At 35.1% G+C, this 22,014-nt stretch carries 19 protein-coding genes; 5 read left to right on the top strand and 14 right to left on the bottom strand.

The annotated features are described in order from the left end of the window. Positions 1 to 5: 5 nt before the first annotated feature. The 3 genes from fabD to GQ40_RS10750 all read right to left on the bottom strand — a co-directional run bounded on the left by fabD (position 6) and on the right by GQ40_RS10750 (position 3,479). Complete coding sequence (gene fabD / locus GQ40_RS10760) at positions 6 to 899, bottom strand: ACP S-malonyltransferase (protein ID WP_047548064.1); 894 nt, start codon at positions 897 to 899, stop codon at positions 6 to 8. Positions 900 to 970: 71 nt separating this feature from the next. Continuing rightward, a complete protein-coding gene (locus GQ40_RS10755; RefSeq protein WP_047548063.1) occupies positions 971 to 2,524 on the bottom strand; it encodes an NAD(P)/FAD-dependent oxidoreductase in 1,554 nt (517 codons plus the stop codon). Positions 2,525 to 2,549: 25 nt separating this feature from the next. After that, positions 2,550 to 3,479 (bottom strand): dihydrofolate reductase, encoded by a 930-nt coding sequence (locus tag GQ40_RS10750; protein WP_047548062.1) that lies wholly within the window; start codon positions 3,477 to 3,479, stop codon positions 2,550 to 2,552. Between the two features lie 299 nt (positions 3,480 to 3,778). Here GQ40_RS10750 and GQ40_RS10745 point away from each other — a divergent pair, with 299 nt between their 5' ends. After that, complete coding sequence (locus tag GQ40_RS10745) at positions 3,779 to 4,078, top strand: isoamylase early set domain-containing protein (RefSeq protein WP_047548061.1); 300 nt, start codon at positions 3,779 to 3,781, stop codon at positions 4,076 to 4,078. A gap of 50 nt (positions 4,079 to 4,128) precedes the next feature. Here GQ40_RS10745 and GQ40_RS10740 read toward each other — a convergent pair whose 3' ends face one another. The 6 genes from GQ40_RS10740 to GQ40_RS10715 all read right to left on the bottom strand — a co-directional run bounded on the left by GQ40_RS10740 (position 4,129) and on the right by GQ40_RS10715 (position 10,001). After that, a complete protein-coding gene (locus GQ40_RS10740) occupies positions 4,129 to 4,659 on the bottom strand; it encodes a hypothetical protein (protein WP_052184229.1) in 531 nt (176 codons plus the stop codon). A 39-nt stretch (positions 4,660 to 4,698) separates the two neighbouring features. Next, positions 4,699 to 5,523: a thymidylate synthase gene (locus GQ40_RS10735; protein WP_047548060.1), complete on the bottom strand. Its 825-nt coding sequence runs from the start codon at positions 5,521 to 5,523 to the stop codon at positions 4,699 to 4,701. A gap of 221 nt (positions 5,524 to 5,744) precedes the next feature. Continuing rightward, positions 5,745 to 7,457, bottom strand: a complete 1,713-nt coding sequence (locus GQ40_RS10730; protein ID WP_047548059.1) for a nucleoside transporter C-terminal domain-containing protein — start codon at positions 7,455 to 7,457, stop codon at positions 5,745 to 5,747. Between the two features lie 10 nt (positions 7,458 to 7,467). Next, positions 7,468 to 8,088, bottom strand: a complete 621-nt coding sequence (locus tag GQ40_RS10725; protein WP_047548058.1) for a bifunctional nuclease family protein — start codon at positions 8,086 to 8,088, stop codon at positions 7,468 to 7,470. Positions 8,089 to 8,203: 115 nt separating this feature from the next. Next, positions 8,204 to 9,166: an electron transfer flavoprotein subunit alpha/FixB family protein gene (locus GQ40_RS10720; protein WP_047548057.1), complete on the bottom strand. Its 963-nt coding sequence runs from the start codon at positions 9,164 to 9,166 to the stop codon at positions 8,204 to 8,206. A gap of 88 nt (positions 9,167 to 9,254) precedes the next feature. Then, complete coding sequence (locus GQ40_RS10715; RefSeq protein ID WP_047548056.1) at positions 9,255 to 10,001, bottom strand: electron transfer flavoprotein subunit beta/FixA family protein; 747 nt, start codon at positions 9,999 to 10,001, stop codon at positions 9,255 to 9,257. Positions 10,002 to 10,331: 330 nt separating this feature from the next. On the opposite strand from GQ40_RS10715, the gene GQ40_RS10710 reads away from it, so the two are divergent. Both GQ40_RS10710 and GQ40_RS10705 read left to right on the top strand, forming a co-directional pair. Continuing rightward, the gene (locus GQ40_RS10710; protein ID WP_047548055.1) at positions 10,332 to 11,309 is read left to right on the top strand and encodes a pyruvate dehydrogenase complex E1 component subunit beta; all 978 of its coding nucleotides are present in this window, start codon (positions 10,332 to 10,334) and stop codon (positions 11,307 to 11,309) included. A 153-nt stretch (positions 11,310 to 11,462) separates the two neighbouring features. After that, positions 11,463 to 13,973: a DUF5686 and carboxypeptidase-like regulatory domain-containing protein gene (locus GQ40_RS10705; RefSeq protein ID WP_047548054.1), complete on the top strand. Its 2,511-nt coding sequence runs from the start codon at positions 11,463 to 11,465 to the stop codon at positions 13,971 to 13,973. Between the two features lie 91 nt (positions 13,974 to 14,064). On the opposite strand, the gene mddA is transcribed toward GQ40_RS10705, so the two are convergent. The 5 genes from mddA to GQ40_RS10685 form a co-directional block, all read right to left on the bottom strand. Then, on the bottom strand, positions 14,065 to 14,802 hold the full coding sequence (gene mddA / locus GQ40_RS10700) for a methanethiol S-methyltransferase (protein ID WP_047548053.1): 738 nt from the start codon (positions 14,800 to 14,802) through the stop codon (positions 14,065 to 14,067). Positions 14,803 to 14,832: 30 nt separating this feature from the next. Continuing rightward, the gene (locus GQ40_RS10695; protein ID WP_047548052.1) at positions 14,833 to 15,348 is read right to left on the bottom strand and encodes a nuclear transport factor 2 family protein; all 516 of its coding nucleotides are present in this window, start codon (positions 15,346 to 15,348) and stop codon (positions 14,833 to 14,835) included. Positions 15,349 to 15,506: 158 nt separating this feature from the next. Then, positions 15,507 to 17,513, bottom strand: a complete 2,007-nt coding sequence (locus GQ40_RS10690) for a helix-turn-helix domain-containing protein (protein WP_047548051.1) — start codon at positions 17,511 to 17,513, stop codon at positions 15,507 to 15,509. Positions 17,514 to 17,755: 242 nt separating this feature from the next. Continuing rightward, complete coding sequence (locus GQ40_RS17735; RefSeq protein ID WP_197052671.1) at positions 17,756 to 17,932, bottom strand: hypothetical protein; 177 nt, start codon at positions 17,930 to 17,932, stop codon at positions 17,756 to 17,758. A gap of 375 nt (positions 17,933 to 18,307) precedes the next feature. Then, the gene (locus tag GQ40_RS10685; RefSeq protein WP_047548050.1) at positions 18,308 to 18,688 is read right to left on the bottom strand and encodes a DUF4174 domain-containing protein; all 381 of its coding nucleotides are present in this window, start codon (positions 18,686 to 18,688) and stop codon (positions 18,308 to 18,310) included. Positions 18,689 to 18,890: 202 nt separating this feature from the next. On the opposite strand from GQ40_RS10685, the gene GQ40_RS10680 reads away from it, so the two are divergent. Both GQ40_RS10680 and GQ40_RS10675 read left to right on the top strand, forming a co-directional pair. After that, the gene (locus GQ40_RS10680) at positions 18,891 to 19,418 is read left to right on the top strand and encodes an inorganic diphosphatase (RefSeq protein ID WP_047548049.1); all 528 of its coding nucleotides are present in this window, start codon (positions 18,891 to 18,893) and stop codon (positions 19,416 to 19,418) included. A 132-nt stretch (positions 19,419 to 19,550) separates the two neighbouring features. Next, positions 19,551 to 21,989 (top strand): sodium-translocating pyrophosphatase, encoded by a 2,439-nt coding sequence (locus tag GQ40_RS10675; RefSeq protein ID WP_052184228.1) that lies wholly within the window; start codon positions 19,551 to 19,553, stop codon positions 21,987 to 21,989. The last annotated feature ends 25 nt before the right edge of the window (positions 21,990 to 22,014 follow it).

Raw genomic sequence — 22,014 nt, 5'->3', positions numbered from 1 at the left:
GTAGATTATGCGTTAGTTTCTAAAGTTGCAGAAGCAGTTTCTGCATCTCTATGAATTTTTTTCACAAGTCCTTGCAATACTTTACCTGGACCAACCTCAGTGAAATGTGATGCGCCATCTGCAATCATTTGTTGTACAGATTGCGTCCAACGAACAGGAGCGGTTAATTGAGAAATTAAATTCGCTTTAATTTCGTTTTCATCTGTAATAGCGGTTGCAGTTACATTTTGATATATTGGGCAATTAGGTTTGCTAAATGTTGTATTTTCAATAGCTGCAGCCAATTCTTCTCGTGCAGGCTCCATTAAAGGAGAATGAAATGCGCCTCCAACAGGTAGTACTAAAGCACGTCTTGCACCCTCTTCTTTTAAAGTTTCACATGCTTTGTTAATAGCTTCAACTTCCCCTGAAATAACTAATTGACCTGGACAGTTATAATTTGCAGCAACCACAACACCTTCCGTAGTGGCACATATTTTTTCAACGATATCATCATCCAGCCCTAAAACTGCAGCCATCGTACTTGGTTGCAGTTCGCATGCTTTTTGCATGGCTTGCGCACGTTGCGATACGAGCTTTAATCCGTCTTCAAAAGTAAGAGCTCCAGCAGCAACTAGTGCAGAGAATTCTCCAAGCGAATGTCCTGCAACCATATCTGGTTTGAAGTTGTCACCCAAAGTTTTTGCTAGAATTACCGAATGTAAAAATATGGCAGGTTGCGTCACCTTAGTTTCTTTTAGATCTTCAGCAGAACCTTCAAACATGATATCTGTGATATGAAATCCTAAAATATCATTTGCTTTTTCAAAAAGCTCTTGTGCCAGTGGTGAATTTTCGTATAAGTCAAGTCCCATTCCTGAGAATTGAGCACCTTGACCTGGAAATATATATGCATTCATTTTTAATCAATTTTAAGGGACAAAAATAGGAATATTTTTTTTACTGAAAACTGCGAATTTCCGAAGAAAATTTAAATGCACGCAGCCTCAGCACATCGCTCACCATCCATTGCTGCAGAAATGATTCCGCCAGCATATCCACCACCTTCGCCACATGGGAAGAGGTTTGTGATTTCGGGATGCGCTAAATGTTCGTTTCTTGGGATATTAACGGGAGATGAGGTTCTGGATTCGACTCCTATAATATTTGCTTCGGAGGTGTAATATCCATGCATTTTTTCTCCAAAGGCTTTAAAACCTTTCCGAAGAGAGCTTCCAATTAATTTTGGTAGAAGGGAGTGCATTGGAGCAGAGTTCAAGCCTGGTTGGTAGGAGGTAGGATTTAAATTTACAGATAGCTTGCCTTCAACAAAATCGGTAAGTCTTTGTGCAGGCGCGGTTTGTGTTCTGCCACCAGCAGTAAATGCCAAACGCTCTAAATCTTTTTGAAACTCTAAGCCTTTTAATTCGCCATATTGTTCATATTTATAAAGATCTTTTTCTGCATTTATTTCTACGACGATTCCAGAATTTGCGAACTCATTATTACGCTTTGATGGTGACATACCGTTGACGACCACTTCGCCATTCGCAGTGGCTGCAGGTACGATAAAACCTCCTGGGCACATGCAAAACGAATATACACCTCGGTCATTGATTTGATTAACCAAGCTGTACGATGCTGCAGGAAGAAGCTCATCTCTTTGCTCTCCTTTGCAATGGTATTGAATCCCGTCTATAATTTGTTGCGGATGCTCTACACGAACTCCCATCGCAAACGATTTTGCCTGTAACTTGATGTTTTTATCATTCAATAAATAATAAATATCACGAGCAGAGTGCCCTGTTGCCAGGATGACTTTTTGGACGTCTATCTCATTTCCGTTTTGAAGAGTAAGTGATTTAATAGTTTTATTTTTAATATTGAAATCGGCCACACGTGTTTCAAAATGAATTTCACCACCAAATTTTAAAATCGTTTCACGAATATTCTTTACCACTTTTGGAAGTTTATTCGTGCCAATATGTGGATGTGCATCTACGAGAATTTGATCTGTTGCACCATGAAATACGAGATTTTCAAAAATTTTCCTAACATCGCCACGCTTAAGACTTCTGGTATATAATTTCCCATCACTGTATGTGCCAGCTCCTCCTTCACCAAAGCAATAATTGGAGTCTTCATTTACAAAATGATCTTGGTTTATGGCCTTTAAATCACGTCGTCTATCTTGTACATTTTTACCACGTTCTAATACTATGGGCTTAAATCCAAGTTCTATACATCGCAAAGCTGCCCACATTCCTGCAGGTCCAAAACCGATGATGTGAATTGGTTTTGCATCGGATACATCTTTGTAATCAAATTTATATTCAGAATTTTCAGCAGGTTGCTCGTTTATGAAAACCTCGACTTTATAGTTTAAAATGATGGTTTTTTTTCTGGCGTCTATTGATTTCCGTAGCACTTTTACTGCGGAAATGTCTTCCATTTTAACATGTAATGCTTGCGAGGCTTTTTTGATCAAAATATCCTCTTGTCGTTCTTCTTGAAGTGTAATGCGGAGTTGGAGTTGTTTGATCATTTAATTTTCGCGAAGATTTAAAATTTTATTTCCTCTCATAAGTCAAAAACGTAAAAGAATAGGCATGTTTATCATCTTTAGGATGAAATTTACTGTGGGTTTCTTTCCAAAGATTTAAATCAATTTCTGGGAAAAACGTATCTGCTTCTGGGAATTTGTGATGTACACGAGTAAGTTCAATTTTATCAGCAAAAATCATAGACTGTCTGTAGATTTCTCCTCCACCAATAATAAAAGGTTGGGAGTCACTGCGACCAGCATCAAGGGCATCTTCCATATTATTTACAACGATAACGCCATTTGGGACTTGGTAATTATGTTGTCTGGTAATTACAATATGCGTGCGATTTGGTAATGGTTTAGGGAAACTCTCAAACGTTTTGCGTCCCATAATGATATGATGTCCATTCGTTAGTGTTTTAAAACGTTTGAGGTCATCACTCAAATGCCAAATCAAATCATTATTCTTACCTATCGCATTTTGCTCACCAGCAGCGACGATTAAGGTGCGCTCAGTCTTTTTTTTTTGAGTGGGCATTGAGGTATCTATATTTTCATTATAAACCTCCTCCTTAGCCATTTTGGTTTCTTGCTGGTGAAGTTCTAATTTAATCTTCTCAATGCGCTCTCGTTGTTTGGCAACCAAAGCATTTCTTTGCTGGTCTTCCCATTCTTTACCCATAAATGAGTTTGTAATAAACACTTTTATAAAATGATAAATAAACAGAGCAAGCCAGATAATAATGGCGATCACAAACCAGTTAAGACCAGCAATGGTAAAATCCTTGCCAATGCCCAAAACAGTATTCGCTAAAATCAAAAAAACAGCTCCAATCAAAAAAATAACGAAATGTATGTACACGCGTTTTTTTTGTTTGATGCGCTTTTCGGCATATTTGATCTGTGCCAATTGCTCTTTGTCTATTTGTGGTGTGGGTTTCTTTTTTCCGAACATAAAATCATAAAATTATCAATGGTAAAGTTACTATTTTTAGCGCAAACGTTGTAATAATTTTTTTCTTCGGAAATTTTAAAAATTCGAAATCGTTGTAGCTGTTAAGTTTTTGAAAATCAGTATTTAAGGTCTTGCTGTTTTCTTGCGAATATCTCAATATTGTATGTAATTAATTTAATAATTTAGAATAATTTTTACTAAAATTTATCAAAATCACAAATCTTTAATATAATAATGCAATGATTTGACTATCAAGGATTCTTTTATAAATTTGCACTAGATATTAATTCATAATTATTATGGCAATTACAAAACAATTTTTAAAAAGCAAGCCAATTTGCAAGGTAACATTTTTAGTACCAGCAGAAGAGGCTAAAAAAGTAGCAGTAGTAGGGACATTCAACGAATGGAACGAGAAAAAAGCTGTTCAACTTAAAAAATTAAAAAACGGTACTTTTAAAGGAACTGTAGATTTAGAAAAAGACAACTCTTATGAGTTTAGATATTTAGTTGATGGGACTTACATCAACGATGAACAGGCAGATGCTTACGCTTGGAGCGATTTTGCAGGTGCAGAAAATGGTGTTTTAAACGTATAATCACCAGTTTTAAAATATTTAAAAAGGCTTTTCGTTAGAAAAGCCTTTTTTTAGTTTGTTCTTTTTAGTTGTTTTCTTTGTTTTTTGTTCTTTTTTTTAGAACTATTATCAATAGCAAAAACAATTGGAAGAGCATACGGTACTATAACAGGTTTGCCCCTTTGAATACCTGGTTTTTTCATATCAGGAAGTAAAGAAATAACTCTTTTCGCCTCTTTTTCAAGTTCTGGATGAGGTGCTCTTGTCAAAATATCAATGACTTTTCCTTCTGTATCAATTTTAAATACAACATGAATTCTTACGATTCCATCTGGTAGACCTAAAGAAGAACCTAATTTTGTATTGAAGTTTTTTACTACATGTCTATTGATTTTATCACTCATGCACTGTTTAAGTTCTGCATTAGATAGTTTTTGATTACAATCTCTATAAACAGGAACATTCTCAATAACCGCAAAAGGGACTTCGTTTGTGTCTTCTATGTTTACTTTTGTATCATCATTAATGATTACTTCTTCGGTTTCTTGGGCACTAATTGTTGTAGTAAATACTAAAAATAGTATGATGTAAAAATTTCTCATGTTTTAATTTTGAATGTTGATTGTAATTTATTTTCCAACTTAAACAGCAACAGCGCCTTTAATATGTGGATGCGGATTATAATCTTCTAAAGTAAAATCTTCAAACTTAAAATCGAAAATATCTTTTACTTCAGGATTGATTTTCATTTTAGGCAATGGTCTAATATCTCTAGATAGTTGTAACTCTAATTGTTCGTAGTGATTACTATAAATATGTGCGTCTCCAAATGTGTGGATAAATTCACCAGCCTGATAACCACAAACTTGAGCCATCATCATAGTGAATAGAGCATAAGAGGCAATATTGAAAGGAACTCCTAAAAAGATATCTGCACTTCGTTGATATAATTGACAAGATAATTTCCCGTCAGCTACATAAAATTGAAAAAAGGCATGACAAGGTGGTAACGCAGCTTTTCCATTAGCTACATTTTCGCTAAAAGATTTTGAGGTATCTGGTAAAACCGAAGGGTTCCAAGCAGAAACCATCATACGACGACTATTAGGATTGCTCTTTAGTTGTTCAATAACATCTTTGATTTGATCAATGTCGTCATTATTCCAGTTGCGCCATTGATGTCCGTAAACTGGACCGAGATCTCCATTTTCATCTGCCCAATCGTTCCATATACGAACGCCATTTTCTGTTAGGTAATTGATATTTGTATCACCTTTTAAGAACCATAGCAGCTCATAAATAATAGATTTTAAGTGTAATTTTTTCGTGGTGACCATTGGGAAACCTTCATTCAAATCAAAACGCATTTGATAACCAAAAACACTTTTGGTTCCTGTTCCTGTTCGATCTCCTTTTTCGTTTCCTTGCTCTAAAACGTGTTTTACTAAGTCGTGGTATTGTTTCATGGGCCTAATTTCTGCGAATGCAGAAACCTCTTAATTAATTATGATATTACTGCAATTCAAAACTGGATTTGCAGATACGAATTTAAAGAAAAGAAGCCTTTTTGATGAAATGAGAAAAAGATAAATATCAAAAGTTATCAACGAGAGAAAAACACCGGTATACCATTATTATCGATAACAAGCCTTTTTTAAGTCGTTAATGGTTTCCGAAGAAAATAAAACTAACCAATTATAGTTCCAGCGATTGTAGCAGAGATCAATGATGCAATAGTACCTCCAATTAAAGCTTTGATGCCAAATTTTGATAGTTGTGTTCGTTGTCCTGGCGCTAAAGAGCCAATACCACCAATTTGAATTCCGATAGATGCAAAATTAGCAAAACCGCAAAGCATATAAGTTGCCATAATAATAGATTTCTCATATTTTAAATGGGTTGCATTTGCAGCATTTTTTAAATCTGCTAATTGAATATAACCTATAAATTCACTTGCTGCCAATTTTATACCTAAAAGTTGTCCCATTAGTGCCATATCTTCTATAGCAACTCCTATAAGCCACATCAAAGGTGCAAATATATAGCCCAGAATAAGCTCTAATGACAAGGCTTCATATGGTGTGTTTGCAGCGATAATTCCGTTAAGCGAGGTCACATTGCCAATAAGTCCCAATATGCCATTTGCCATTGCAATAAATGCGACAAATACCAACAGCATCGCACCAACGTTGACCGCGAGACGAAGTCCTTCGGTTGTGCCATTTGCAATGGCATCTAAAAAGTTAGAACCGATTTTTTCTTGAGATACGTGCACATCTGTATCAATTTTTTCTGTCTGCGGAAATAAGATTTTAGAGATAACGATTGCTCCAGGAGCAGCCATCACAGATGCAGCCAATAAGTGTTTCGCATAAAATAATTGTAAGGCTTCATCCTCACCTCCTAAAAAACCTATATATGCAGCAAGAACAGCACCAGCAACGGTTGCCATACCGCCAATCATAACCAAAAGAATTTCAGACTTGTTCATTTTTTCCAAGTAGGCCTTAATCAATAAAGGCGCTTCTGTTTGTCCTAAAAAGATATTACCTGCAACACTTAAGCTTTCTGCTCCAGAAATTCCTAAAAGTTTTGTGAGCAACCAACCCATAGCTTTTACAACTTTTTGAATTAAGCCTAAATAAAATAAGACTGAGGTTAAAGCAGAAAAGAATATAATGGTTGGAAGTACTTGAAAAGCAAAAATGAACCCAAAGGAATTCACGTCCAGCATACCACCAAATAAAAACTCACTACCTGCTTGTGTGTAGCTTAAAATTTCTATAAAACCTTTTCCTATCATTTCAAAAGCAGTTTTTACAAACCCAACTTTTAAAACACCAATGGCAATAACTAATTGAAAAGCTAAACCTAAACCAACAGTTTTCCAGTTGATCGCTTTACGGTTACTACTAAATAAAAACGCAATAAAAATCAAGGAAACCATGCCTAGGGTACCTCTCCACAAACTGTTCATAGAAAATCCCTGACTTGGTACAATACTACCTGAAACGTCCTCACTTAAGATGGGAGTTGATATTTCCGAAGTATTTATAAAACTAAAACTCTTGTCTTTATTTGCAAATACGAGCGTGCTATCTGTTAATTCTGAAATTTTAAAACGCTCGATTTTTTCAATTGGAGTATCATAATAAAGCACCAATAAATTATTCTGAAACATATAGTTTCCAGAAAAATCCCCCAAGGTATCTATCGCCTTAATTGAATATTCGAATTCTCCATCTTTGAGTTGGAATTCATCTGAATCTTGAATGGAATACAAGCTAACACCCGAATCATTTTTTACAGCTTCAAATTGCCAATTTTTTTCTAAGCTTTGACCAAACGTCAAGGTAATTCCAAAAAAAATAGCTGTAATAGCTAGTAGAAAATGCTTCATAAGAAAACTGTTATCGTTTGTCAATTTCGTCTCGAATTTTTGCTGCCTTCTCGTAGTCTTCGTTGTTGACAGCTTCATCTAAAAGCGTATGTAGCTCTTGAAGAGACTTATCCATATAATTATCTTTGATACTGGCTTCAATTTCTTCAACAACCATGTCATCTACAAGTATGGAATCTTGATCGAGATCTTGTTCTTCATCGTCTTTTTTAGGATTTACTTTTAAGTAAATGCCCGCTTTATCAAGTATATTTTTATATGTAAATATTGGAGCTTTAAATCTTAGAGCTAGAGCAATGGCATCACTGGTGCGAGCATCAATGATCTCTTCAATTTTATCACGTTCACAAATGAGGCTTGAGTAAAATACACCATCAACCAATTTGTGGATAATGACTTGTTTGACAACGATATCAAAACGATCTGCGAAATTTTTAAAGAGGTCGTGTGTTAGAGGTCTGGGAGGTCTTATTTCTTTTTCAAGAGCAATCGCTATAGATTGAGCTTCAAAAGCACCAATCACTATTGGTAATTTACGATCACCATCTACTTCATTAAGAATTAGAGCATAAGCACCATTTTGAGTTTGGCTATATGAAATTCCTTTAATATTTAATCTAACTAAGCTCATAATTTATAAAACGCAAAGAACTGTTTTAATTTGGACTTTAACAACTGCAAATTGCAGATTTATGTTCTAACAACCAAATCAAAACAGCCCTTTTTACAACTACAATTTATAAAAATTATGCGTTTTGAGCTTTAAAAGCTTTTAATTTTTCAATCAATGCTGGTACAACTTCAAAGGCATCACCAACAACTCCGTAATCTGCAGCTTTAAAGAAAGGTGCTTCTGGATCTGTATTGATAACAACTTTTACTTTAGAGGCGTTGATACCTGCGAGGTGCTGGATTGCTCCAGAAATACCTATAGCAATATATAAGTTTGAAGCAACCGGTTTTCCTGTTTGACCTACATGTTCTCCATGTGGTCTCCAACCTAAATCGGATACTGGCTTAGAACAAGCTGTTGCTGCTCCAAGTACATCTGCCAGCTCCTCAATCATTCCCCAGTTTTCTGGACCTTTAAGTCCACGTCCTGCAGAAACTACAATTTCAGCATCTGCAATTGTTACTTTGTCTGTAGCTTTATCTACAGATTGTACGGTAACTCCTGCTTCTGGTAATGATGGTGAGAAATCTTCCGAAGAAGCATTTCCGCTAGATTCTTTTAACCCGAATGCATTTTTTGAAACACCTATCACTTTGACATCTGTATCTATGGACGTCATATTAAATGCCTTATTGGTAAAAGCAGTACGTTTTACCGTAAAAGGTGATGTATTTGACGGTGCTTCAACAACGTTTGAGGCGTAACCTGCATCTAATTTAACAGCTACTAAAGGTGCTAGATATTTACTATCTGCCGAAGAACTTAAAATGATTACTTTAGAATCTTCTTTTTTTGCAGCCTGCTCAATAACACTTGCGTAAGAATTGGCATTAAATTTTTCTAGGTCGTTATTGTTGATGTTCAATACTTTATCAACACCATATTTACCTAATTCTGAAGTGTCATTAGCATTAAATGTAACAGCTGTAACAGTTGTTCCCATTTGATCTGCAACTGCTTTTGCGTAAGAAGCTACTTCAAAAGATGTCTTTTTAAATTTTCCTTGTTCTGATTCTGTATATACTAAAACTGACATGTTTTTTCTTTTTTTGTCATCCTGAACTTGATTCAGGATCTCATTATTATTAATTTTTTAGATTCAAGCTTGCGCAGGAATGACAGTACTATATAACTTTAGCTTCGTTATGAAGTAAGTTTACTAATTCGTCTAGATTATCTGCATCCACTAGAGTTACTGCACCCTTTGGCACAGGCTTTTCAAACTTAACTGAGCTTGTCTCGGTTTCTGCATTACTTGGTTCCACCACATTTAATGGTTTTTTACGAGCCATCATGATCCCTCTCATATTTGGAATACGAAGATCGCTCTCTTCAACCAATCCTTTTTGACCGCCAATAACTAATGGCAAACTTGTAGAGACGGTTTCTTTACCACCATCAATTTCACGAATAGCTGTAGCGTTTGTGCCATCAACTTCTAAACTGATGCAGTTGGTAACAAAATTAGCATCTGTAAGTCCTGCTAACATTCCTGGTACCATACCACCATTGTAATCTATAGATTCACGACCTGCAATAACCAAATCGTAACCACCGTCTTTTACAACATTAGCTAATTCTTTTGCTACTTGGTAACCATCTTTAGCTTCAGTATTTACTCTAATTGCTTCGTCTGCACCAATAGCTAGGGCCTTACGAAGTGTAGGCTCCGTTTCTGGTCCACCAACATTAACTACAGTGACGTTTGCGCCTTGTTTTTCTTTAAACCACATGGCACGAGTTAAACCGAACTCATCATTAGGGTTGATTACAAATTGTACACCATTAGTGTCAAATTTTGTATTGTCATCTGTAAAATTAATTTTTGAAGTCGTATCAGGTACGTGGCTAATACATACTAATATATTCATATCGAAATTATTTTTTAAGTGTAAATTTTTTCCTGAGCACGAAGATAATTATAAAAATTCTAATTTTACTATGCATGCATAATAAAATTTTGTGAAAATTAGTATTTTATCCATTTTTTGACGATTTGATAATTATAAGTTGAATAAAATTGCAATTTACTAAGTAATTGTAAGAATTTTGATTTGTGTATTTGGCTCATTTCCGAAGAAAATAACATAAGCAGCGTATTGAAAAATATAATCTGCATCTAGTTTTAGTTTCAACATTGATTTTATGATATTTTATGAGCAATAATTATTATTTTTGCTATTCGAATAAAAAACTGATACATGAAGACAATTCAATTTAGAGAAGCGATTTGCGAGGCCATGAGCGAAGAGATGCGCAGAGATGAAAGCATTTTTTTAATGGGTGAGGAAGTTGCAGAATATAATGGAGCTTACAAAGCTTCAAAAGGAATGTTAGACGAATTTGGAGCAAAACGTGTGATTGATACACCTATTGCAGAGCTAGGTTTTGCTGGGATTGCCATTGGTTCTACAATGACCGGTAATCGCCCAATTGTTGAGTACATGACCTTTAACTTCTCATTAGTTGGTATTGATCAAATTATAAATAATGCTGCGAAAATTAGACAAATGTCTGGTGGTCAATTTAATTGTCCTATCGTTTTTCGTGGACCTACAGCCTCTGCAGGACAGTTGGGAGCAACCCACTCTCAGGCCTTTGAGAACTGGTTTGCAAACACACCTGGTCTAAAAGTGGTTGTGCCATCTACACCTTATGATGCTAAGGGTTTATTAAAATCTGCAATTCGCGATAACGATCCAGTTATTTTCATGGAGAGTGAGCAAATGTATGGTGATAAAGGTGAGATTCCAGAAGGAGAATATACGATCCCATTAGGAGTTGCCGAAATTAGAAGAGAAGGAACTGATGTGACTATCGTTTCCTTCGGAAAAATTATAAAAGAAGCCTACAAGGCTGCAGATGAATTGGAAAAAGAAGGAATCTCTTGTGAGATTATCGATTTGAGAACCGTTCGCCCAATGGATCGTGATGCCATTTTAAAGTCGGTTAAAAAAACCAACCGATTGGTGATCCTTGAAGAAGCATGGCCTTTTGGAAATGTTGCGACAGATATTTCCCATATGGTACAATCTGAAGCATTTGATTACCTCGATGCACCAATCATAAAAATTAATACAGCAGATACACCTGCACCTTATTCTCCAGTTTTATTGGAAGAATGGTTGCCTAATAAAGATGAGGTCATCAAGGCAGTTAAAAAAGTGATGTACAAATAAATAATAACGTATGTTGCGTTATCAAAACTTCATTAGCACGATTGTTGATGAAGTTTTTTTATTAATAACCCAAATTATAATTTAGTTTGCAGTCTATAATACGACAAAGATGATTTGTGTCACATTGTGAAATTGCAAACACCATTAAATTAAATGAAAAAAAAGCTCCTCATTGTATTGTTTTTCTTCGGAATATTTTCCGCATACGCACAAACCAAAGTCAGTGGTTACGTGTTTGATGAATTCAATGAACCTGTGGCATTTGCCAATATCTTGTTTAAAGGTTCTACAGAAGGAACGATTTCTAATGAAGATGGTCGTTTCTATTTAGAATCTGATAATACATGGGAAACTCTTGTGGTATCCTTTTTAGGTTATGAACTTCAAGAAGTCAAACTCGCAAATAAAGTAAACTACGATTTAAAATTCATTTTAAAGGAAGAAGCAGGCGCACTTAGCGAAGTTTTAATAGTCACAGGAAAGCAATCCAAAAAAGCATCAGAAAACCCTGCCATTAGAATTCTGCAAAAAATATGGGAGCGTAAACGACAAAACGGTCTGCGACAATTTGATCAATACCAATACGATAAATACGAGAAAGTTGAGTTTGACCTCAATACCATAGATAGTGCGCTTATAAAAAGTAAACTGTTTAAAGGGATGGAGTTTGTGTTTGAAGAAGTAGATACCTCAAATATTACAGGTAAAACCTATTTGCCAATCTTTATTAACGAAGCAGTAAGCAAAGTGTATGGAGATAATGTAATCAATAAGGAAAAGGAAGACTTAAAAGGTAATAAAAATTCAGGTTTTAGTAATAACCAAGTCATTATTGACTTTGTGGATGATCTCTATGCAGATTTTAATATCTATGATAATTACCTCAAGTTTTTTGATAAGAGTTTTGTAAGCCCGCTGTCTCGAACAGGCATACAGACATATAATTATGTATTGTCAGACAGTGCATTTATAGATAACAAATGGTGTTACAACATCATTTACTACCCAAGGCGAAAAAATGAATTGACCTTTAAAGGTGATTTCTGGGTCAATGACTCAACGTATGCCATCAAGGATATAAATCTTCAAGCTTCAAAAAGCGCGAATATTAACTGGGTAAAAGAAATTTATATTGAACAGGAATTTGATGTAATAAATGACTCGGTATTTTTGATCAAGCGTGATTATATGTTGTCTGATTTTGCCTTAAATAAAAAGGAAAAGTCCCGTGGTGTCTACGGAAAAAGAACAACGCTTTACGATAATTACGTTTTTAACGAGCCCAAAGCCGATGATTTCTACGATGTAGAAGTTTATAATTACAATCAGGACATCTATAACCGTGATGACGATTTCTGGGAAACAAACCGAATGGAATCCCTTAATAAAGATGAAAAAGGGGTCTACAAAATGCTGGATACTTTAAAGACTGTAAAAAAATTCCAGCGACTTTATAATATTGGAAGTATTCTAGCTTCCGGTTACGTAGAAGTCCCAAGTGCCAATTTAGACATTGGTCCCGTATTTTCCGTTTTTGGTTACAATGAAGTTGAAGGTGTGCGAATTAGAGGAGGAGGACGAACCTATTTTGGACCTAATGATCTTTGGAGGTTAGAAGGTTTTCTGGCTTACGGTTTTAGAGACGATAAGTTCAAATATGGAATCTCAGGAAAGTGGTTACTTGATAAAAAGAATCGATTTATAATTTCCGCTGGTAATAGACGAGATGTAGAACAGATAGGCGCAAATTTAACAGCCTCAACAGATGTTTTAGGTCGTAGTTTGGCATCCTCTGCAGTAGTTGGTACTAGTGCCAACGACAAATTGACCAATGTAAATCTTACAACACTTGCTCTAGAAATGGAGCCAAGTAAGAACTTTGTGATTAGAACGAGCGGAACTTACAGAACATTAGAATCTGCATCGCCAACCTTTAGTCTGGATTATAACGATCCCGATTCTCCAACTGGTATTTCTTCGGAAATTACGCAGTACGAAACCGCGTTGTCATTATCCTACTTTCCGAAGAGAAAAATGACAGGATTTGGGGTAGAACGTCGCGTTGCCAATGATGGATTTGCAAGTTTATTTGCCCAGGTCACTCGTGGAGATAAAGCTTATTTTAACAGTGATTTTGATTATACAAAAGTACAATTATCATACATACAGCCTTGGCAAGTGGGTGGTTTTGGCAGATTGACCACAACTGTAGAAGCTGGTAAAACCTTTGGTGCAGTGCCTTTGGGGTTATTGAGTGTTGTGCCAGGAAACCAATCGTATTTCTCTATTTACAACACCTTTCCACAACTTGATTTCTATGAGTTCGTGACAGATACATACACGTCAATGCACATGGAGCATAATTTTAATGGTCGCATATTTTCTAGAATTCCATTTCTTAAAAAGTACAACTTAAGAGCCATTGTTGGTGTAAGAGGTGTTTGGGGAGATATTTCTGCGGAAAATGTAGCGCTAAACACGACAGGAAATCCTGTTGAAACACCATTAGTGGCTCCAAACGATGAAATTTATTATGAGTACAGTTTTGGTGTGGGCAATATCTTTAAAATACTACGTATAGATTTTAACTTTAGAGGAAACTATCTAGATACTCCAGAGGCACGACCTTTTGGTGTGACTGGAAGTTTTGGATTTAGTTTTTAATTAAGGTTAACGTTCGGTTTCATGATTTTTGTTAGAATATGATTCTTAAGAGAAATGTATAGTTATATATCTTTTAAGTGTAGCAATTAATTTATCCCTTTTTTATTTTAGTAAAAGGAAATATCATTGGTACTTTTTTTTGGTAATCCTCATACGCTTTACCTATAAATTTTTTTAAATCTCTCTCTTCTAAATATTTAACAGCTATCAAAATATACGCTGTAGTTACTGTAGCAAATAACAGGCGACCAACAGTCATTGTAGGTGCTGCCCAAAAAGCAATTATAAATCCTAACATAATGGGATGTCTAACTAATTTATAAAACCAATTTACTTGAAATTCTGGAGCTGTTATTGATTGATTTTTAAAGTTTCTATAAATTTGTGTAAGACCAAATAATTCAAAATGACTAATCATTAAGGTTGAAAGGAATACAATCATCCAACCTGATAAAAACACCATAAATAGAACAGTTGAAGTTAAGCCTTCAGTATCCCAAAAAATTGTAGGCATAGGTTGCCATTTCCAGTACAGTAGAAGCAATATGAGGCTAGAAAGCAAAACATATGTGCTTCGTTCAATAGCTGGGTTGGCATATTTAGTAAACCATTTTTTAAACGCAGGTCTTGCCATAATGCTATGTTGCAACGCAAAAAGACTCATAAGGCTTAAGTTAATAATCAAGGAGTATATGAGAGATGTTTGCTCACCAGAATCTATCGATTTTGGTACAAGAAAATTGCCAACAAATCCAATGGCGTATAAAAAAGAAACGAGAAAGACGATGTAGGCAATGGTTCCATAGATAATGACGAGTACTTTTTTCATGATGTTTGGTTTTTTTTCTTAATTCAAGTTTTATAAATCTTTTTTTATGGGTGAATGATGTTCGTGGACTATTTTCCATCCCGCATCTGTTTTTACAAATAGCAGTGTAATTTGGTCATTAACAATTACAAGGTCTTCTCCAAATTTTAAATGAAAATCAGAGTGAAAGGTCACATTGGCAACATCTCCATAAACTGCAATTTTCATGTCTTTTGAATCGAATTTAACCACTTCGGTTACGTTGCTAAAAACCTTTCGTTCGTAGGCTTCGTTTGCTTCACCATCATTGCGTAGTTCTCCATCTTTAAACTCGGTAAATTTTGGACTGTAGGCATGTAAAGCAATAAGTTTATCCATATCACCTTCTTTAAGGATCTGAGCAATTGTATTATAAGTTTCCATTATTTCCTGTTTGGCCTCAGGAAATTCATCATTGATTAAATCAATCTTCACTTCTTCAATTTTCTTTTTTTGTTCCTCTTGTTTACATCCTGTCATTAGAACTCCTAAAGTCATAACTAATGCAAAAATCAATTTTACGTTCATAATATTATATTTTTATAACTGCTTGATACAAAGATGGAAAGAATTGTTATGTGCAACATAACAGACATGTTGTAAGTGTATTAAGTTTGCGTTCAGCCCTTTAAATTATGGTGCAAAACCTTTAACTTATGTTGAAATAGGTAGTAAAAGACTTATTTTTAAAAAGCTGTTTTGATTGGTAGTCCGATATCGGAAAAACCTACTTTATCGTAAAGTTCTTTGTAGCGAAGGTCAGTTCTTATAGGTGCTAATAAGGGCTCTTCACGTAGCCAGGTCATTTCAACCTCGTGCCTTTCATAAGATTTTTGAAGCCATTCGAATGTTTTGTCGACGTCTTTTATATAGGCATAATAAAGAGCTGTAAACCAAGCTGGACTACCGGAAGAACCTTTACTGTATTCGTTTTTTAGTGCTGCCAAATAATTTTTTGCTTCCGCAGAAGCTCCATCCATCTGAGCATAAATACTATTAAACCACATCAATATTGGTGGATAATCGGAAAACTTATTTAAAATTTTATTGAGTTGAATTCTTGATTTTTTATAGTCTTCCAAATAAAAATACAACTTAGTAGATTCTCTTAAATAAAAAAAGTTATCGCTATACAAAGGGTCGGCATCATTTAATACATTTATGGCTTCTTGTTTTTTGCCTAAAAAAAGTAAGGATTCCGCCTTGAAAAAGGGAAAAAACACGTTTGAAGGCTCCATTGAGCTAAAATATTCACTGGCTTTCAAAGCGTTCTCGGGCCTTCCTGTTTTAATGGCATAATCAAGGGAGATCACCGGTGAGTTGTCATAGAAAGAATTTGGTAAAATAGTTTGGTAATAGTCTTCAACACGTTTAAAGTTCCAACCATAGAAAAATTCCCCAGTAAGTAACTCTTCTTCTGCTTGACTATTGTCTGGCTCTATTTCAAGTACTTTTTCTAAAAGGACTTTGCCCTTGTTCCATGCTTCCTGTTCATCATAAAAACCCCATACACCACCACCCAAATTATATATATTGGCCATATCCAAATAGGGCTGAACAAAATTAGAATCTAATGCAATCGCTTTTTTATAAAGGGTAAGGGCATTTGAGTAGGACAGTTCACTTGCTTTATTCTTTTGAAAATCGCCTTGAAGAAAATAGGAATAAGCCAGCTTGCTTTTGGTAGGGATTTTTTTAATGCTTGCCAATTCATCTTTTGCTATTAAGGCATTCATTTTGTCTGCAATGTCTTCTACAACTTCGGTCTGCATTTCAAAAATCTCTTCACTTTTCCATTCTCGAACATATTTTTCTGACCATATATGTTCGTTGGTACGACTATCCAACATTTGTAAATTGATGCTAATTTGATTGCCCGAAATCTGGAAATTGCCTTGTAAAAGTGTTGCTACTCCCAACTCACTTCCAATTTCATCAATGGTCTTATCGGTTTGCTTAAATTTTAAGGTTGACGTAAATGGTATTACTTTATCAAGTGCACCTATTTTTGTTAATCTCGAAATAACAGCATCTGTCATGCCATCACTAATATATTCCAAATCGGGATTTCCAGTCCAATTTTTAAAGGGTAGTACAGCGATCGATTTCTCTTTGGTTGTATTCTCGACTGTTAAACTTGCTTTATTTTCTGTTTGATTAGTTTGGTAAATATAAAGAGCCAAAGGTGTCATTAATAGTAGCAGACCAATCCATAACAGGTTTTTTTTACGTTTACTTCTGTTGGGTTTACGATTTTCCTCGTTTACAGATAAAATATTTTCGGTTTCATTATTGGATAATTCACTTCCTACATAAGTTTCCCTACTGGTTTTAGATTTCACTTCTCCAGGAGTATAACCATAAAATTTATGGAAGCAGGTATTAAAATAGGTCGCGCTATTAAAACCAACACGATAAGCAGCTTCAGAAACAGTAATATCCTCATGGCTAAGGATTTCAAAAGCTCTTTTTAACCTATATTCCCTCATAAACTGGCTTGTAGAGCAACCAGTAGCTTTATGTAGTTTTCTATGCAAACTGGATCTACTCATCCCGACTGATTTTGCAAGACTATCCACGCCAAACTGTTCATTATTGAGATTGATCTCAATTTCTTTAGACAGTTTATAGACCAATGTATTTCTCGATGGTTTGTCTTTAAAATCTGTATTCAAATTTTCTTCGGAATTCATTTAAACAGTTGATTTCTTGTGAGAAGAGTACAAGTTAAACAAATTAAGGGAACAATTGATTGTAAGATTAAAGATGATTTCTACAGAAATAAAAACGAGCGGTTTTGAGCTAAATCTTCTATGACTTGTGTAAATGGGTTTTACAAAATCTTAAAATTGAATTTTTAGGTCGCTAATATATTTCCGAAGTAAAAAGTAAAACAAACTAGATTTGACAAAATATATAATAAGATACGTAGCAATTATTTACTACTGTCCTCTTTGTTGGCTTTGTCGTAAGCTTCAAAGATTTCTTTTTTTTCAAGCTCGGGATAATTGTTTTTCTTTTGGGTCTTGTGTGAAATATAAATATTCCAAAAAGTTAGATATATATACACAGCGAATATAATACCTCCTATTATTAAAAATCCTTTATTCATGATCTTCTTCTTTGTCTAATTGCGATGGCGAACAATAGTATAGTCGCAGGCCAGTGCGCTGAATACTGAGCCTCTTCTGTCATACCAAATAGACCGAGCCCTACAGAGTATAATAGACATAGAAATGCTAGAATTACTGGATACCATTTTAAAATTTTTTTTTTCATAATACTGTTTTTGCGTTTTCTTGAAATTACAAAATAAGCCGAAGCTTTAGGTAGTGAATTACTATCTAGCAGTAGTATGTATTTAGATTAAAAAAAAATAAAGACAATCGGTTTTTCCTTATGAAGAGTCTGTTTGAGAATGCGTAAATTTAAAGTTGGCTCAAACTGAAAAAGAAATTTATAATAACGATTTTGATGTTGGTTGCTACTAATTTTTATTCCTAATCTCAGCACGTCGCATAGGCATCGCATCAATAATACTAAATAATTTTTCAGTAGTTAAAACTGTATGCTGTCTCAATTTATCACCTCCATCCAAACCAATTAAAATGATCTCAAAAGGTTTGTCTTTGGTTTTAAAGTCTTGGTAGAGATTTGACGATGTTATCCAATGATCGTCGTTATCAAATCCTGTTTTATGTTGTTGAGGTATAACTTGGTATATAATGAGTTTTCGTTCTTTAAGTCCGTTGATGTCTTTCTCAAGCGTTTCTATTTGAGTTTTGAACTCTTGGTTATTGATATCATCTGTTAAGACCAATAATAGTCTGTTTTTCCATTGGTGTTTTTGTAAGTCTTGAGCGTTCATGGGCCAGATTGATATAGATAATAGAATTGTTATTAAAGTGATCTGTTTGGTCATAATGTATAGTGCAGTCGTTTAATCACTAAGATCGACAATTTTTAAGAGAAACTCAAATCCAATTTTAATTGCTTAAGTCGAACAATACATTATCTTTGCAGCCCGAAAATAGTATAGAATCTATTTTTCCGAAGTAAAAAATAAAGTAATGAGCAAAACTGGAGAATTAACCTTTGATGTATTAATAGAAATCCCAAAAGGAAGTCGTAACAAATATGAATACGATTTTACATTACATAAAATTAGATTTGATCGTATGTTGTTTTCATCTATGATGTATCCAGGAGATTACGGATTTATACCAGAAACATTGGCATTGGACGGTGATCCCTTAGATGTTTTAGTGATGGGTACAGAGCCAACTTACCCAATGGTTGTAATGGAAGTAAGACCTATTGGAGTGTTCCATATGACCGATGAAAAAGGACCAGATGAAAAAATTATTTGTGTACCAGTTTCAGATCCTATTTGGAATAATAATAATGATATCAGTGATTTAAACCCACATCGTTTAAAAGAGATTGAACATTTTTTTCAGGTTTATAAAGATTTGGAAAAGAAGAAAGTTGACGTTGGTGGTTGGGGAGATGCAGAGGAAGCTGTAAAAATTTATCACGAATGTGTGCAACGCTATGATGACAGTGAACATAAAAAGAAACGTACATTTACAATTTAAGAATCAAGTATTTTTTTTAACAAAATTCTAGTAAAAAAGCAATATCAACTAATTGATATTGCTTTTTTGGTAAAATATGTTTGATTTTACTACTTTTGCCCAGCTAATTAACAAATCAAATCAAATTAAAATATGGAATCACTAATGATTTACATGCCAATCGCTTTGGCGCTTTTAGGATTAATTTACATGCTTATAAAAAAGTCATGGGTTATGAAACAAGATGCTGGAGATGGTAAAATGAAAGAAATTTCAGATTATATCTACGAAGGTGCACTCGCATTTTTAAAAGCAGAATATAGATTACTAGCCATTTTTGTGGTCATCGTTTCAATATTATTAGCAGTCGTATCTTTCGTCGTGCCAACAACGCATATCTTGATTGTTGTAGCCTTTATTTTTGGAGCAGTATTCTCTGCCTATGCAGGAAACATTGGGATGAAAATAGCAACCAAAACAAACGTAAGAACAACACAAGCAGCACGTACAAGTTTACCAAACGCATTAAAAATCTCTTTTGGTGGTGGAACAGTCATGGGACTTGGAGTTGCTGGTTTAGCTGTATTAGGTTTAACCGCTTTTTTTATTGTCTTTTTCCATGTGTTTATGGATGGCACTTGGGCTTCCCAAGTGATTGACGGTAGAACTTACGAAGCTGGAGAATTAATGACCATCGTTTTAGAAACGTTGGCTGGTTTCTCATTAGGAGCAGAGTCTATCGCATTATTCGCTAGAGTAGGTGGTGGTATTTATACAAAAGCTGCCGATGTTGGTGCAGATTTAGTTGGTAAAGTAGAAGCTGGTATTCCAGAAGATGATCCTCGTAATCCTGCAACAATTGCAGATAACGTTGGTGATAACGTAGGTGATGTAGCTGGTATGGGAGCCGATTTATTTGGATCTTATGTAGCAACTGTTCTTGCAGCCATGGTTCTTGGTAACTATGTGATTAGAGATATGGGCGGAGATATCATCACATCTGGATTTGGTGGTATTGGTCCAATTTTACTGCCAATGGCAATTGCTGGTGTAGGGATAATAATTTCCATCATTGGTACCATGTTAGTGAAAATTAAAAATAACGATGCAAAGGAAGCTCAGGTTATGGGCGCTTTAAATGTGGGTAACTGGACATCTATTGTTTTAGTTGCAGCAGCATGTTTTGCATTATGTAAGTGGATGTTACCAGAAACAATGCAAATGGATTTCTTCGGAAATGAGAACCTGGTAGAAATTTCTTCAATGAGAGTATTCTATGCAACTTTAGTAGGGTTGGTCGTTGGAGCTGTGATTTCATCAGTAACAGAATACTATACAGGTTTAGGTAAAAAACCAATTCTAAATATCGTACAGCAGTCAAGTACAGGAGCAGGAACTAACATCATTGCAGGTTTGGCGACAGGTATGATTTCTACATTCCCATCAGTATTATTATTTGCTGGAGCCATTTGGGCATCTTATGCGTTTGCAGGATTTTATGGTGTGGCATTAGCAGCTTCTGCGATGATGGCTACAACAGCGATGCAATTAGCGATTGATGCTTTCGGACCAATATCTGATAACGCAGGTGGTATTGCTGAAATGAGCGAACAAGAACCAATCGTAAGAGAACGTACAGATATTTTGGATTCCGTAGGAAATACAACAGCAGCAACCGGAAAAGGATTTGCTATTGCTTCTGCTGCATTAACGTCTTTAGCATTATTTGCTGCCTATGTAACGTTTACAGGAATTGACGGAATTAACATCTTTAAAGCACCAGTATTAGCGATGCTATTTGTTGGTGGTATGGTGCCAGTAGTGTTTTCTGCTTTAGCAATGAATGCTGTAGGAAAAGCTGCTATGGAAATGGTAGAAGAAGTACGTCGCCAGTTTAGAGAGATTCCGGGAATTATGGAAGGTACAGGAAAACCAGAATATGATAAATGTGTGGCAATTTCTACACAAGCGTCTTTAAAAGAAATGATGTTACCTGGTTTATTGACTATCGGTTTCCCATTAGCTATCGCCTTTTTACCAATGTTATTTGGTATGGATCATTTAGCAATTGCTGAAATGCTAGGTGGTTATATGGCTGGTGTTACAGTATCTGGAGTATTATGGGCAATTTTCCAAAATAACGCTGGAGGTGCTTGGGACAACGCTAAGAAATCTTTTGAAGCTGGTGTTGAGATCAACGGAGAAATGACATATAAAGGTTCTGATGCTCACAAAGCTGCGGTAACTGGTGATACCGTTGGTGATCCGTTTAAAGATACGTCTGGACCATCAATGAACATCTTAATTAAATTGACGTGTTTAATCGGTTTGGTAATTGCTCCAATTTTAGGTGGACATGCAGATGAGACTGGATTAGCAATTAATGAAGTTGAGGTGTCGAGATCTATTTCTGTAGAGACTGAAAATGGTGTTAATTTACCAAATACTGCAAAAGCTACAGTTTCAACAACATATATGGAAGATGGTCAAACAATTGTAATTAATAAAACTTTTGAAGGTGATTTGGAAGAAGTAACCGAGAAATCTGGTGCTTATGCTAAAACTCAGCAAAACAAAAATAATAAGAAATAATTCCATTTGAAATACATTAAAAAGC

It is taken from the genome of Psychroserpens sp. Hel_I_66 (assembly GCF_000799465.1).
Taxonomy (GTDB): Bacteria; Bacteroidota; Bacteroidia; order Flavobacteriales; family Flavobacteriaceae; genus Psychroserpens.
The sequence above is the reverse complement of the archived record's forward strand: the minus strand, read 5'-3'. Positions and strand labels throughout refer to the sequence as shown.

Excerpts from the sequence above, each read along its gene's own strand:
- fabD (WP_047548064.1), bottom strand. The coding sequence starts at position 899 with ATGAATGCATATATATTTCCAGGTCAAGGTGCTCAATTCTCAGGAATG.
- GQ40_RS10755 (WP_047548063.1), bottom strand. The coding sequence starts at position 2,524 with ATGATCAAACAACTCCAACTCCGCATTACACTTCAAGAAGAACGACAA.
- GQ40_RS10750 (WP_047548062.1), bottom strand. The coding sequence starts at position 3,479 with ATGTTCGGAAAAAAGAAACCCACACCACAAATAGACAAAGAGCAATTG.
- GQ40_RS10745 (WP_047548061.1), top strand. The coding sequence starts at position 3,779 with ATGGCAATTACAAAACAATTTTTAAAAAGCAAGCCAATTTGCAAGGTA.
- GQ40_RS10740 (WP_052184229.1), bottom strand. The coding sequence starts at position 4,659 with ATGAGAAATTTTTACATCATACTATTTTTAGTATTTACTACAACAATT.
- GQ40_RS10735 (WP_047548060.1), bottom strand. The coding sequence starts at position 5,523 with ATGAAACAATACCACGACTTAGTAAAACACGTTTTAGAGCAAGGAAAC.
- GQ40_RS10730 (WP_047548059.1), bottom strand. The coding sequence starts at position 7,457 with ATGAAGCATTTTCTACTAGCTATTACAGCTATTTTTTTTGGAATTACC.
- GQ40_RS10725 (WP_047548058.1), bottom strand. The coding sequence starts at position 8,088 with ATGAGCTTAGTTAGATTAAATATTAAAGGAATTTCATATAGCCAAACT.
- GQ40_RS10720 (WP_047548057.1), bottom strand. The coding sequence starts at position 9,166 with ATGTCAGTTTTAGTATATACAGAATCAGAACAAGGAAAATTTAAAAAG.
- GQ40_RS10715 (WP_047548056.1), bottom strand. The coding sequence starts at position 10,001 with ATGAATATATTAGTATGTATTAGCCACGTACCTGATACGACTTCAAAA.
- GQ40_RS10710 (WP_047548055.1), top strand. The coding sequence starts at position 10,332 with ATGAAGACAATTCAATTTAGAGAAGCGATTTGCGAGGCCATGAGCGAA.
- GQ40_RS10705 (WP_047548054.1), top strand. The coding sequence starts at position 11,463 with ATGAAAAAAAAGCTCCTCATTGTATTGTTTTTCTTCGGAATATTTTCC.
- mddA (WP_047548053.1), bottom strand. The coding sequence starts at position 14,802 with ATGAAAAAAGTACTCGTCATTATCTATGGAACCATTGCCTACATCGTC.
- GQ40_RS10695 (WP_047548052.1), bottom strand. The coding sequence starts at position 15,348 with ATGAACGTAAAATTGATTTTTGCATTAGTTATGACTTTAGGAGTTCTA.
- GQ40_RS10690 (WP_047548051.1), bottom strand. The coding sequence starts at position 17,513 with ATGAATTCCGAAGAAAATTTGAATACAGATTTTAAAGACAAACCATCG.
- GQ40_RS17735 (WP_197052671.1), bottom strand. The coding sequence starts at position 17,932 with ATGAATAAAGGATTTTTAATAATAGGAGGTATTATATTCGCTGTGTAT.
- GQ40_RS10685 (WP_047548050.1), bottom strand. The coding sequence starts at position 18,688 with ATGAACGCTCAAGACTTACAAAAACACCAATGGAAAAACAGACTATTA.
- GQ40_RS10680 (WP_047548049.1), top strand. The coding sequence starts at position 18,891 with ATGAGCAAAACTGGAGAATTAACCTTTGATGTATTAATAGAAATCCCA.
- GQ40_RS10675 (WP_052184228.1), top strand. The coding sequence starts at position 19,551 with ATGGAATCACTAATGATTTACATGCCAATCGCTTTGGCGCTTTTAGGA.